This window comes from Terriglobales bacterium, from assembly GCA_035454605.1.
Lineage (GTDB): Bacteria > Acidobacteriota > Terriglobia > Terriglobales > Acidobacteriaceae > DATMAB01.
Window position 1 is genome coordinate 37,505 of the sequence record DATIGQ010000131.1, and the last position, 12,482, is coordinate 49,986.

General features: G+C 63.4%; 11 protein-coding genes. 9 read left to right on the plus strand and 2 right to left on the minus strand.

Going from position 1 to position 12,482, the window contains the following annotated elements; translation table 11 throughout:
- Positions 1-38: 38 nt before the first annotated feature.
- The 9 genes from uvrA (at position 39) to VLE48_09360 (ending at position 10,915) form a co-directional block, all read left to right on the plus strand.
- Positions 39-2,975 carry an excinuclease ABC subunit UvrA gene (gene uvrA / locus VLE48_09320; GenBank protein ID HSA93196.1) on the plus strand — a complete coding sequence of 979 codons (2,937 nt, stop codon included), beginning with the start codon at positions 39-41 and terminating at the stop codon, positions 2,973-2,975.
- 2 nt (positions 2,976-2,977) lie between these two features.
- Complete coding sequence (locus VLE48_09325; GenBank protein ID HSA93197.1) at positions 2,978-4,303, plus strand: tetratricopeptide repeat protein; 1,326 nt, start codon at positions 2,978-2,980, stop codon at positions 4,301-4,303.
- 5 nt (positions 4,304-4,308) lie between these two features.
- Positions 4,309-4,755, plus strand: coding sequence for a hypothetical protein (locus tag VLE48_09330; protein HSA93198.1), 447 nt, complete (start codon positions 4,309-4,311; stop codon positions 4,753-4,755).
- Positions 4,752-5,294 (plus strand): hypothetical protein, encoded by a 543-nt coding sequence (locus tag VLE48_09335; GenBank protein HSA93199.1) that lies wholly within the window; start codon positions 4,752-4,754, stop codon positions 5,292-5,294. Before VLE48_09330 ends, VLE48_09335 begins: the two co-directional genes overlap by 4 nt.
- Positions 5,295-5,395: 101 nt before the next feature.
- Positions 5,396-6,019: a hypothetical protein gene (locus tag VLE48_09340; GenBank protein ID HSA93200.1), complete on the plus strand. Its 624-nt coding sequence runs from the start codon at positions 5,396-5,398 to the stop codon at positions 6,017-6,019.
- A 99-nt stretch (positions 6,020-6,118) separates the two neighbouring features.
- A complete protein-coding gene (locus VLE48_09345; protein ID HSA93201.1) occupies positions 6,119-7,369 on the plus strand; it encodes a Fe-S-containing protein in 1,251 nt (416 codons plus the stop codon).
- Positions 7,370-7,371: 2 nt separating this feature from the next.
- On the plus strand, positions 7,372-8,637 hold the full coding sequence (locus VLE48_09350) for an ABC transporter permease (protein ID HSA93202.1): 1,266 nt from the start codon (positions 7,372-7,374) through the stop codon (positions 8,635-8,637).
- Positions 8,634-9,734 (plus strand): FtsX-like permease family protein, encoded by a 1,101-nt coding sequence (locus VLE48_09355; protein HSA93203.1) that lies wholly within the window; start codon positions 8,634-8,636, stop codon positions 9,732-9,734. The genes VLE48_09350 and VLE48_09355 overlap by 4 nt, the downstream gene beginning before the upstream one ends.
- Positions 9,734-10,915 (plus strand): ATP-binding cassette domain-containing protein, encoded by a 1,182-nt coding sequence (locus tag VLE48_09360; protein HSA93204.1) that lies wholly within the window; start codon positions 9,734-9,736, stop codon positions 10,913-10,915. Before VLE48_09355 ends, VLE48_09360 begins: the two co-directional genes overlap by 1 nt.
- 8 nt (positions 10,916-10,923) lie before the next feature.
- On the opposite strand, the gene VLE48_09365 is transcribed toward VLE48_09360, so the two are convergent.
- Positions 10,924-11,208 carry a hypothetical protein gene (locus VLE48_09365; protein ID HSA93205.1) on the minus strand — a complete coding sequence of 95 codons (285 nt, stop codon included), beginning with the start codon at positions 11,206-11,208 and terminating at the stop codon, positions 10,924-10,926.
- Between the two features lie 15 nt (positions 11,209-11,223).
- Complete coding sequence (locus VLE48_09370) at positions 11,224-12,459, minus strand: beta-propeller fold lactonase family protein (protein ID HSA93206.1); 1,236 nt, start codon at positions 12,457-12,459, stop codon at positions 11,224-11,226.
- Positions 12,460-12,482: the final 23 nt, after the last annotated feature.

The following is a 12,482-nucleotide window of genomic DNA, read 5'->3' on the forward strand; positions in this document are numbered from 1 at the left end:
CCCAAGCGGTGAGCGCCTGTGGCTGCGGCAGTGTACTCATGGCAGCGGAAAGCATCGTGGTGCGCGGAGCCCGCGTCCACAACCTCAAGAACATCGATTTCGAGATCCCCCACAATACCCTGACCGTGGTGACTGGGGTGAGTGGGTCGGGTAAGTCGTCGCTCGCCTTCGACACCATTTACGCCGAAGGCCAGCGGCGCTATGTCGAGTCGCTTTCCGCCTATGCCCGCCAGTTCCTGGAACGTATCGAGAAGCCGGACGCCGACCTGATCGACGGCATCGCCCCGGCCATTGCCATCCGACAGAAAAACACCACGCGCAACCCGCGTTCCACCGTGGCCACGGCCACCGAGATCTACGACTATCTGCGTTTGCTCTTCGCGCGCATTGGCCGCACGTACTGCGTCGAATGTGGCTCCGAAGTACGACGCGACACCGTGGATGAAGTCGCCGACGCGGTTCTAGCCCTGGGCGAGGGTACCCGCCTGCAGGTGCTTTTCCCGCTTCACCCTCGGGCAGCACACCCTGCCTCGGCCGAGCCCGGCGCACAACCAAAGAAGCGTGCGAAAAGGAAGCAGGCAGTTGACAGCACCGCCGCCGCCGACCTTCTCAAGACCCGCCTGTTTGAGCTGCGCCAGCGCGGATTCAACCGCTTGTACCAGAACGGCCAGGTGTTCGAGTTCTCGACCCCGGAATCGTTGCTGGATGTGGATTTCTCTGCCCCGGTCTTCGTTCTGGTGGATCGCCTAGCGGTATCTCCAGACGCACGTGCCCGCACCGTGGACGCGATCGAGACCGGCTACCGGGAATCCGGAGAGGTGGTGTTCGAGGCCGTCTCCAGCGACGGCCGCCCGCCGGAGCGTCTGCGCTTCGCGCAGCGGTTCGAGTGCAAGCGCTGCCACCTGCGCTACGAGGAGCCCGAGCCGCGCCTTTTCTCTTTCAATAGTCCGTACGGCGCCTGCCCGCGCTGCCAGGGCTTCGGCAACACCATCGACTTCGACCTCGACCTGGTGATCCCGGACAAGTCCAAGAGCCTCGGCGAAGGCGCCATCGATCCCTGGACCAAGCCCAAGTACCGCGTCTTCTTCAATGAGATGAAGCGCTTCGCGCGCGCCCGCAATCTGCCTCTCGACGTCCCCTGGGCGGAATTGCACCGCGACGACCAGCAACTGGTGCTCGATGGCGAAGCCAGGTTCCCCGGTGTACGTGGGTTCTTCGCCTATCTGGAACGCAAGAAGTACAAGCTGCACGTCCGCGTGTTCCTGAGCCGCTACCGCGGCTACGCCGTTTGCCCGGCCTGTCACGGGACCCGACTGCGGGTGGAGGCCCGCCAGGTGCGCGTTGCCGACAAGAACATCTGCGATGTGTGTCGCATGACGGTGGCCGAGGCGGCCCGCTTCTTCAGCGCACTGCAGCTTCGCGCCGAAGAGGCCGCGGTTGCCGAGCGCGTGCTCGAGGAAGTGCGGGAACGGCTGAAGTTCCTGAATGAAGTCGGCCTGGAGTACCTCACGCTCGATCGCCTCTCCTCCACCCTTTCCGGCGGTGAGGCGCAGCGCATCCAGTTGGCTACGTCGTTGGGTTCGCGGCTCGTGGGTTCGCTCTACGTGCTGGATGAGCCTTCGATAGGCCTGCACAGCCGCGACACTTCAAGGTTGGTCGGCATCCTTCACGATCTGCGCGATCAGGGAAACACCATCCTGGTCGTCGAGCACGACGCCGAGGTCATGCGCAATGCCGACCGCATCCTCGACCTCGGTCCTGGACCCGGCGAGAACGGCGGGCGGGTGGTGGCCACCGGCTCCTATGACCAGATCGTCGCCTGCAACACTTCGCTGACCGGAAAGTACCTGGCGGGAGAACTGCACATTCCCAGTCCGGCGCAACGTCGCAAGCCTGGGCCACGCCAAATCAAGCTCTTTGGCGCGCGTGCCAACAATCTGAAGAACCTGGATGTCGTGATTCCGCTGGGCATGATGGTGGCCGTTACCGGCGTCTCGGGCTCGGGCAAGTCCACCTTGGTACACGACGTTCTCTATCAGGCTTTGGCCGCTGCCAAGGGTACGCCGAACGCGAACCTTTCGCCCCAGGGATTGCTGGACCGCCTGGAGGGTGCCCAGCACATCCAGGAAGCCGTGCTGGTCGATCAATCGCCCATCGGGCGCACGCCGCGGTCGAACCCCGTGACTTATCTCAAGGCTTTCGATTCGATCCGGGAACTCTTCGCTTCCCTGCCGGAAGCAAAGAAGCGCGGCTTGGGTGCGGGACACTTTTCGTTCAATATTCCCGGCGGTCGTTGCGAGGCCTGCCAGGGCGACGGCACGGTCACCGTCGAGATGCAGTTCCTGGCGGACGTCGAGCTGCTATGCGAGGAATGCAAGGGAGCGCGCTACAAGCCCGATATCCTGGGCATCCGCTATCGGGGCAAGAACATCCACGAGGTCCTTAACCTCACGGTGCGCGAAGCCATGCAGTTTTTCTCCGTGGTGCCCAAGATTGTGGACCGCCTGCGCGTCCTGGATGAGGTGGGTTTGAGCTATCTTCGCCTGGGCCAGTCCGCCACCACCCTGTCCGGGGGCGAAGCACAGCGCTTGAAGCTGGCGGCGCGATTGGGTTCCTCCGGCCGTGCTGCCGCGGCCGAACTCGGTCGGGCCTCTCGCCACAAGGAAGAGAAGCAGCCGCCTCACGTCTTGTACATGTTTGACGAGCCCACGACCGGCCTTCACTTTGACGATATCAGCAAGCTGTTGGCGGCTTTCCGGCGCCTCATCGAGGCGGGCGGCACGGTACTGGTGATCGAGCACAATCTCGACGTCATCAAGACCGCCGACTGGGTAATCGACCTGGGCCCGGAGGGCGGGGAGCGCGGCGGCGAGATCGTGGCGGTCGGCCCGCCCGAGAGCCTGGTGAAAAACCCGCAATCCCACACCGGACGGTGGCTGGAACGCATCCTAGGAAATGGGCGGAGACGGGCCTGACCATGCGCGGCGATAGAACCATCGTGGCTTTGCTGACGCTGATTCTCTTCTGCAGCGCCGCTTTCGCCCGCCCGGAACCGCAGAAAAAATCCACCAGCCAGAAGACTGTCCGCAAGCGGATAAAGGTCGCGGACGTTTCCGAGCGCATCCTGCAGGCCGAAGCGGCCATCGATAAGCAGGATTTCACCACTGCCGAGCGCCTGTTGCTGGAGGAGGCCGCGGCCAATCCCCAGGACTTTCGGCCGTGGTTCGACCTCGGTTTGGTATACAGCGCTACCCATCGCCCGAAAGAGGCGGTCGACGCTTACCGCAAGGCAGTCCAGGCACAGCCCGAGCTTTTTGAGTCCAACCTGAATCTGGGTGTGTTGCTGGCCGCCGCGGGAAATGCGGAGGCAGCCACGTTCCTGCGCGCTGCCACCCAGCTCAAGCCTTCGGACCGGACCGACGAGACCCTGGCCGACGCCTGGGTTACGCTGGGCCGCGCGCTGGAGAAGGACCAGCCTGCTGAAGCCGTGGCCGCCTTTCGCGAGGCCCACAGCTTGCGACCACAAGACCCGGGACCGCTCGTTGCTGCGGCCACCCTCTTGGAGCGACAAGGTGAGCTGGACGCCGCGGAAAAGGAGTTCCGCAAGGCGTTGGAATTGGATGGCAAATCCAGTGAAGCTCTGGCGGGTTTGGTCAATATGTACAGCCGTGCCCGGAGGCTGCCGGAAGCCGAGCAGGCCCTGCGCGATTATCTGAAGCTCGATCCCGGCAACATGAACGCACGTTTGCAGTTGAGCCGCGTGCTGGTAGCTCAAGGGCGAGCGGACGAAGCTGCGTCCGAACTGCAGCAAATGCTGCAGGCGGCACCGGATGATCCGGCCATGCAGCGTGAACTGGCAGACCTGTATGTCACCGCAGGCAAGTACTCGGATGCCGAGGGTCTGTATCGCGCGCTGGTGCAAAAGCAGCCCAACGATGCAACCCTTCGCCATGCGCTAGGAATCATCCTTCGGCATGAGCAGAAATATGGCGAAGCTGAGGCCGAATTGGTCCGGGCCTTGACTCTGAAGCCGGACTTGGCCGAGGCTTACGGAGACTTGGCCGTCACGGCCAACCTTAACAAGAACTATCCGCTGGTGCTGAAGGTCCTGGATGCGCGCGTCCGATACCTGCCGGACACTGCCGCCACGGTATTCCTGCGGGCCACGGCACTCGACAGCCTGCGCGACTACAAGCAGGCCGCGGAGTACTACCGGCGCTTTCTAGCGATGGCTGCCGGGAGTTATCCTGATGAGGAATGGAAGGCGCGTCACCGCCTGAAGGCGCTAGAACCGCAGAAGTAAGAGCCATGGGGCGACTGTTCCATCTCGCAGTGCTTGCATCTGCTGTTGCCGTCGTCTGCGCTGCGGATGACGTCTCGCTGGAAGAACTCAAGCGCCGGGCGGCCGCCGCCGAGGGCGGGCGCCGCGCCGATCTCTTCATTGACGTAGCGCAGCGTCAGATCGAAGCCGCAGACTCGCGCTTCACGGAAGGCAAGACCGAGGAAGGGCAGGCCGCAGTGGATGACGCGGTGGCCGCTGCGGAGGAAGCCAGCGCTGCGGCGGTCGAGTCGCGCTCACACATGAAGCGGACCGAGATTGCCTTGCGCCGCGCCTCCCGCCGCCTGTCGGATATCAGCCGCAGTCTGCCTTTTGACGAACGCAAGCGCACCGAAGAAGCCGTCATAAAGCTGGAAAAGATACGCACCGATCTGCTGACCGCCATGTTCGCTCCCAAAAAGAAAGACAAGTCATGACCGCCTTCAAAAAGGCACTCCCTTTGCTGCTGATTTGTTTTCTGGCCCAGATGGACGCTCAAAGGCGGCGCGACCCACTCACTGAGCCCGAAGTCGACCAACTGCGCGAGCTGGCACAGGACCCGCCCAAGCGCCTGCGCCTCATGCTGCAGTTCACTCGCGAGCGCTGGCAGGCTTTACACGCGGCCAGGGCAGCCGCAGAGTCGCCGGAGCGTGCCCGTGAGGTTGGTGAACGCCTGCGCGATTTCGGCGCCCTCGTGGCCGAACTGGAATCCAATGTGGAGTCCTATTCCCGCAAAGCCGACGTTCGCAAACCGCTGCGGGAAATCATCCAGGCCACCAACCAGTTCAAGGATGGATTGCTGGCGATGAAGGAAGCGGCCAAGAACGACGCCGTGTTGGCGAAAGAGGCCAGGGAGTACGAATACGCTCTGGAGGATGTGATCGAGAGCGTGAATTCCAACCTGGAGACTTCCCTGCTCACCCTGGAGCAGCAAGAAGAAGCGGTGCGCGAAGCCAAGAAGAGAAAGAAAGAGTGAAGCTCTCTGGCTGCGAAAGCATGCTAGTCTGAAGTTGCGTGAGACGGGATCTATCGGAGATTTTCGAGCAGGCATTCGACGAGCTTTGTCCCCGGTTCCCGATGCCTGATTTTCACGTCGAGTTCTTCCCTTTTTCCGGCCTCAATAACACCATCCGCTTGCGCGGAGAATGCGTGCGCGTGCGCATCTCCGACCTGCTGGGATCGGCGCCCCGGCGCGTGCTGCAGGCCATCGCCCACATCTTGCTGGCCAAGCTTTACCGCTGCCCGGTGGATCCTGCGCATGCCTCCTGTTACCGCAGGTACGTCGGCCGGCGGGACGTAAGCGAGCAAGTGCACCGCACCCGGCAGGCCCGCGGCCGCAAACGGATCGCCGGCGCCCGAGGACGCCATTACGACCTCGAGGCCGTCTTCGCGGATCTGAACCGGCGTTTCTTTCACGGCTTGCTGGCCCAGCCGCGCCTCACCTGGAGCCAGGGCCAAGCCCGCAACAGCCTGGGCCACTACGACCCGGCCCACAATACCATCGTCGTCAGCCGCGTCTTCGACTCGCCAGGCGTTCCCCGCTACGCCGTCGAGTACCTGCTATTCCATGAAATGCTGCACCTTCGCCATCCCGTGCGGCTGCGTGGCAGCCGTCGCTGTGTCCATCCGCCGGCCTTCCAGGCGGAGGAAAAGTGTTTTCCGCACTTGGCGCAGGCCAAGCGTTTTCTCCGCTCGCTTTGACACAGGGTCCTGTGACGCCGGCGATTGACGGTCTCGGTCCCGGCCGGGTATCATGGCAATTGAAATTGAAATTCATTTTCAACATAGACTAGCCGGCGCATGCTCCAATCCTTCATCGTCACCTTGCGCGAGGGTGTGGAAGCCGCGCTCATCGTCGGCATCATCCTCGCCTATCTGGCCAAGGTAGGCCGCCTGGACTTGCGCCGCATTGTGTACGCCGCCCTGGGTGCGGCCCTCCTGGGCAGCGTGGTCGGCGCCGTGCTGATATCCCGGCTTCGCCTCAGCCAGGAGGCCTTTGAAGGCTGGGTCATGCTGGCCGCGGGATTCTTTGTCATCACGGTGGTCGTGTTCATGGCCCGCGCTGCCCGCGGCCTGCGCAAGGACATCGAGGCCAAGGTCGGCGCGTTCGCCGGGCGCGGTTCCCAGGTCGGCCTATTTTTGTTCGTGTTTCTCATGGTGCTGCGGGAGGGCGTGGAAACCGTGCTCATCCTGGGTGCCATGTACCTCAATACCGACGAACTCAGCAACCTGCTGGGCACTCTGGCGGGAGTCGCACTGGCCGTGGTTTTTGGCGTGATGTTCGTCAAGGGCAGCGTGCGCATCAACCTGCCGAAATTCTTCCGCGTCACTACCGTCATCCTGGGATTCGTTGCCGCGCAGTTGTTCGTTTCCGGCCTGCACGAGCTTTCTGAGAGCGGCGTGATCCCCGCTACGCGGGAGTCCATGGCGCTGATCGGGCCCATTGTGCGCAACGACCTGTTCTTCTTCGTCACCATCCTGGCTCTGGCGGCGATGATGGTGCTGTTCGAAGCCCGGCGTCGGGCTCCCGAAGCCGCGCCGGCCGAGTCCCGTGCCGCCCAGCGCAAGGCGGCCTGGAGCGCTCGCCGGGAACGCTTGTGGATGAGTTCGGTCTATGCCAGCGCCTTTGTCTTTATCATGCTGGTGACGGCGCAATTCATTTACGCGCGCAGCACCACTTCCCTTTCTCCGGCAAAACCCATGGAATTCGTGAATGGCGAGCTGCGCGTTCCGCTGGCCGAGGTTTACGACGGCGACCTGCACCGCTATTCCGCGGAAATCGACGGCGTCACCGTCCGCTTCCTGCTGTATCAGAAGCCGGACGGAAAGATTGCCACGGTGTTGGATGCCTGCGAGATTTGCGGTCCGGTAGGATTCACTCGCGGACCGCAAGGCATCGAGTGCAAGAACTGCGCCGCTCCTATCGATCCTCAATCGATGGGCATGCCCGGCGGCTGCAACCCGATTCCCTTGCAAGCCAGCGTTACCGAAACGGATGTCATCATCTCCCGGGCCGATCTGTCCTCCGGAGCGAGCCACTTCCACCACTAGCCATGTTCGCCCGCCTCCTGTACGAATCGTTCCGCCGGCAGCGCAGACGGAAGCTGTTGGCAGGCGTCTCCGTGACTCTGGGCATTGCCGTGATCACCGCCATGATCGGCGTCGCCACCGCGGTGGGCGACAAGATCAACCGCGAACTGCGCCAGTACGGCGCCAACCTCATCGTCTACCCCCACGAGGACACGCTGGACGTGGACATTGGTGGCGTCAACCTCAAGCCCGCCAGCGAAGGCGCCTACCTGAACGAAGCGGAGCTTCCAAAGATCAAGGGCATTTTCTGGCGCAACAACGTCCTCGGGTTCGCTCCCTTTCTGCCTGTCGCGGTCCGTGTGGAAACCGTCCACGGCGCGCGGGAAGTCGAGCTGCTGGGAACGTATTTTGCAAAGACTCTGAGCTTTGGCAAAGACCCGTTCACCACCGGGGTGCGCACTACGCATCCCTGGTGGAAGGTGCGTGGTGCCTGGCCGGGAGATGATTCGCAGGACGTGCTGATCGGTGAGCGCCTGGCTGCCACGCTCGGCGTTGGTGCCGGCTCGACCGTTCGCCTCGACGGGCGCGATGTCCGTGTGACCGGAATCCTCTCCACTGGCGACCAGCAGGAGGAGAGCGTAGTTGCTCCGCTGTCCTTCGCGCAGGAGATTGCCGGCCGTCCCGGGGTCGTGCGGCGGGTCTTCGTGAGCGCGCTGACCAGTCCGGAGGACATGTTTGCCCGCCGCGATCCCGCCACCATGACGCCCGCCGATCGCGACCGCTGGTATTGCACGCCTTATGCCCTCTCCATCGCCTACCAGCTTCGGGAAGTGATCGCGCAGTCCGATGCCGAGCCTATTCGGCAGGTGGCACAGAATGAAGGCAAGGTTCTCGAGCGCATCCGAAGTCTGATGCTGCTGGTTGCGCTTGCCGCTCTTCTGGCCTCCGCCCTTGCCGTTTCCGCCGCCATGGCAACGGCCCTTCTGGAGCGCCGCCGCGAAGTTGGACTGATGAAGGCGCTGGGTGCAAGAAGCGCCGCGGTCGCCTTGATCTTCGTCGCGGAGGCCTGCCTGCTAGCTCTTCTTGGAGGGACCGCGGGTTTCCTGATTGGCGTTTTGCTGGCCCGGCAGATCGGCATGGCAGTGTTCGGGTCGCAGATCGCGGTGCAACCTATGCTCTTCCCCGCCGTGCTCCTGCTGGCCGTACTGGTGACGCTCGCCGGCAGCGCCGCCGCCATCCGCCGGGCGTTGCGTTTCCATCCCGCCGTGGTCCTGCGAGGTGGCCTGTGACGCGCTGGCGCATGCTGCTGCGCCTGCTGCTGCGGGCCGCCTGGGTACGCCGCGAACGCGCTTTGACCGCCCTGGCTGCCTTTACCGTCGCTGCCGCGTCTTCCACCGCCATGCTCAATCTCTACTCCGATGCGGACGCCAAGCTGCGGCGTGAATTCCGCAACTACGGGGCCAACATCGTGATCGCACCGCGCGCCGGTGCAGCCCTTCCGGCGGACGCGTTGCAACGAGCGGAAACTATTCTCGGTGCAGACGGCCTGGTGGTCCCTTTTGCCTACGCGGTCGCCAAAACCTCGGAGGGAATTCCGATCGTTGTGGCCGGAACCGATCTCGAGCGCGCGCGCCGGATGAATACGTGGTGGCAGGTGACCGCCTGGCCCTCGTCCGCGGACCAGGCTCTGCTCGGAGCTCGCGCGTCCGAAGTCCTGGGCACGAGCGGCAATCTCGAGCTTTCTTTCGAGGGTCGGGTCCTGCGTTTGCAGCCGGCCGGCACCCTGCGCACCGGGTCGGCGGAAGACAGTCGGGTGTACGTTTCACTGGCGGAATTCACCGCCTGGACCGGCGTTGCGCCTTCGGTGGTCGAGGTGGCGGCGCTGGGATCCGCCCAGCAGGTCTCCGACGCTGCGGCTCGTCTGGAGGTGGCGCTCCCGGACGCAGACGTGCGCCCCATCCGCCGCATCGTGCAGGCGGAAGCGCAGGTTCTGGGTAAGACCCAGGCCGCCCTGCTCGCCTGCGTGGCGCTGATTATTCTCACCGCAGCGCTGTGCGTGCTCGCTACACTGACCGCGTCCGTGTTCGACCGCCGCAAGGACTTCGCGCTGATGAAAGCGCTGGGCGCGTCGCAAGCCATGGTGAACGCGATTTTCGCCGCCGAGTCCCTGCTGTTGGGCCTGTTGGGCGCCCTGGCCGGCTACGCGATTGGTGTCGGCTTGGCCGCCTGGATCGGACGCGCCAGCTTCCACGCCGCCGTAGAGCCGCGCCTTGGCGTTCTGCCGGTCATTGTCGCCGGCTCGCTGGCTATGGCGCTCTGGGCGGTGGTTCTGCCCTTATTTCTGCTGCGCCGCGTGCAACCTGCCGTGATGCTGAAAGGCGAGTGATGGGAATCGAGCTCAAGCATGTCAGCCGCGCCTATCCCGCGCGCAGCGACTCCAACGCCGGCGAAGTTCGTGCTCTCGACGACGTCACGTTTTCGGTGGGTTCGGGCGAGTGGCTGGCGGTCATGGGCCCTTCCGGCTCGGGGAAATCCACCCTGGTGAACCTGATCGGCTGCCTCGACCGCCCCGACAGCGGCACAGTCGAGGTGGAGGGCCAGAGTGTTGCCGATCTTTCCGGTCCCGCGCTGGACCGTTTTCGGGCGGAGACCATCGGCTTTGTCTTCCAGCAGTACCACCTGATTCCCTATCTCACCGCGCTGGAGAACGTCATGCTGGCGCAGTACTTCCACAGCATGACCGATGAGCAGGAAGCTCTGGAGGCGCTGGAGCGTGTCGGTCTGGCGGAACGTGCACGCCATCTACCCGCCCAGCTTTCCGGCGGCGAGCAGCAGCGCGTGTGCATCGCCCGCGCCCTCATCAACGATCCCAAGGTGATCCTGGCCGACGAACCCACCGGGAATCTGGACGCCGTGAACGAAGAAATCGTTATGGGCCTGCTGCGCGACCTGCACCGCCAGGGCCGGACCCTGGTCATGGTCACTCACGACCCGGTAGTGGCGCGCATGGCCGACCGGCGGCTGGAGCTGCACCACGGCCGCGTCACCACCCACGAGATCTACTCCATGCCCGATGAAGAGCTGTTCGACGAGATCCTGGAGGAGATGTGGATCTTGGAGGAGAACGGGGACCGCGCAGAGCTGGGCCGCATGCAACTCTCCGGTCCCATGCCCATCGGCCTCGCTGTCGAACGCATGGCGCAATCAGGATTGCTGGCCGAGCGCGCGCATCCCTCCGAACCCCACACGCACCGGCCCTCCTTGGACCGCTGCCACGAAGCGATTCATCCCGCCGAATCCGTCCCGGAGCACGGCAGCGCCGTGATTCAGTTCACCGAGCGCGGCCGGCGGCGTGCGGAAGATATCATCCGCCGCCACCGCCTCGCCGAGCGTTTGTTCACCGAGACCTTGCACCTGGACGACGAGGCGCAGATCGAGCAGCAGGCCTGCAAGTTCGAGCACATCCTCTCGCCGCAAGCCACGGACAAGATCTGCAGCTTTCTGGGTCACCCGCGCACCTGTCCGCACGGCAGCCCTATTCCCTACGGCACGTGTTGTCCGCGCTAGCTCTTCGCTCAAGCTGCCTGCGCGGGGAGGAGTTCACCGGAGTCGAGGTGGATGCGGTGCAGGCTGAGGTCGAGGCCGAGGTCTTGGCGCAGGCGGGCGACCATCTCCTGGCAGCGCGCGGCAGCCTCCTCGCGATTCTTGCGGGCGATGAGGAGCTGGAGTTCGGCGGCGCGCTCCTCGGCTTCGGCGGCCTGGCGGCGATAGGCGGCCGCAGCAAGCTGCGACAAGTAGGGCTCTTCGAGGCGGGTGAGGGGCGGCGTAGTTGCGACTTCAGGACCGTCGGGTTTCGGCATGGCGAGGCTCCTTAGTCATTGGGATACTTCTTGCTGCGAAAGGATAGCAGTCCGTAGAGTTAATAAGCCCGCCGGGAACGGTGAACCAGCAAGCGGAGTGAGCGAACCGGTTGTTGCCTCGATGCGATAACCAAGAACGCCATTCCCATGATTGGTTGCATAGAGAAAGTTGCCAGCAGGATCTATGGAGCCGGCAACGCCGACACCCGATAAGAAGGAAGGCTCGGTGCCCACCTTGAACGGGGAACCCGGCACTACCTCGAGGGCGCCGGTAGCGGGATTAACGCTCAGGACGGAGAACCCAGAGTCCCGGAAGTCATCGTCCGAACAGCAGTGTGGGAGGTCAACAACATAGAGGAACTTGCCGCTTGGATGGACCGTCATCGGCCCCACGGGTAACCTACTAATCGAGACGGGGGAACCGCTTGCCAATGTGAGTTCACCAGTTGATGAGTTGATGGAATACGCCGCTATAGCATCTGGAAAAGCCGCAACAAGTAGAAAGTCTCCGATGACAGCCAGCGCTCCTGGAGACTCAGCCGGAAAGAAAGGTGAAGCAGCCGTTTCCGCCATTTGGCCGGTGGTGCCATCGAAACTGAAAATCTGAATGCGGCCGGGGCTGCTCACGTAAAGGAAGCTCGAGTCTGGAGTGAAAGCTGGAATGTGCGGGAAGCGCCCAACGGTTACAGGCGGACCTGCTGCGGTAATGGCGCCGGTTCCTGGGTCAATCGCGTATACGGAGACGTCGTTCGGACGGTCTGCTCGCATTGTCAGCAGGAACTTTCCCGCAGGATCCGTCACAACGGGTGCGCCCAGGGTCTGAAATGGGGATCCACTAATCTCGGTAAGCACGCCGGATTGCCGATTCACTCGGTAAGCCCTGCACCCATCGTTGGTCCAGGTGTAGAGGAAGTTCCCGCTGGGAGCTGCCACGACCGAACTGGGCTCAGAACCGGGCCCAGTTGGCAGCGGGAATTGCGGGAGTTGAGATAGTGCGCCGGTCACGCTATTGACTGAGTATCCTGTGATGCTATCGCTTGCAAAGTTGGTCGCGTAGAGGAACCCATCCGGGCTTGTACTTGGTTTCGGTTCGCTGCTGCAGCCGCCAACGAAGAAACCTGCGGCAGCGAGAGAAGCCAAGGTCACGGCAGCAAGCCGTTTCAGTCGAGTTGTCCGGCCCCTGTCCATCCGGGAGCAGCTACGTGGCGCTGACTCTCCTGATAACGATGCTGCTACCGTTCCATTCCGCATAACTGATTTTCCTTACCGAGGAG

Bases quoted from the DNA above. Each gene is read 5' to 3' on its own strand.
- uvrA (HSA93196.1), top strand. From the start codon at position 39: ATGGCAGCGGAAAGCATCGTGGTGCGCGGAGCCCGCGTCCACAACCTC.
- VLE48_09325 (HSA93197.1), top strand. From the start codon at position 2,978: ATGCGCGGCGATAGAACCATCGTGGCTTTGCTGACGCTGATTCTCTTC.
- VLE48_09330 (HSA93198.1), top strand. From the start codon at position 4,309: ATGGGGCGACTGTTCCATCTCGCAGTGCTTGCATCTGCTGTTGCCGTC.
- VLE48_09335 (HSA93199.1), top strand. From the start codon at position 4,752: ATGACCGCCTTCAAAAAGGCACTCCCTTTGCTGCTGATTTGTTTTCTG.
- VLE48_09340 (HSA93200.1), top strand. From the start codon at position 5,396: ATGCCTGATTTTCACGTCGAGTTCTTCCCTTTTTCCGGCCTCAATAAC.
- VLE48_09345 (HSA93201.1), top strand. From the start codon at position 6,119: ATGCTCCAATCCTTCATCGTCACCTTGCGCGAGGGTGTGGAAGCCGCG.
- VLE48_09350 (HSA93202.1), top strand. From the start codon at position 7,372: ATGTTCGCCCGCCTCCTGTACGAATCGTTCCGCCGGCAGCGCAGACGG.
- VLE48_09360 (HSA93204.1), top strand. From the start codon at position 9,734: ATGGGAATCGAGCTCAAGCATGTCAGCCGCGCCTATCCCGCGCGCAGC.
- VLE48_09365 (HSA93205.1), bottom strand. From the start codon at position 11,208: ATGCCGAAACCCGACGGTCCTGAAGTCGCAACTACGCCGCCCCTCACC.
- VLE48_09370 (HSA93206.1), bottom strand. From the start codon at position 12,459: ATGCGGAATGGAACGGTAGCAGCATCGTTATCAGGAGAGTCAGCGCCA.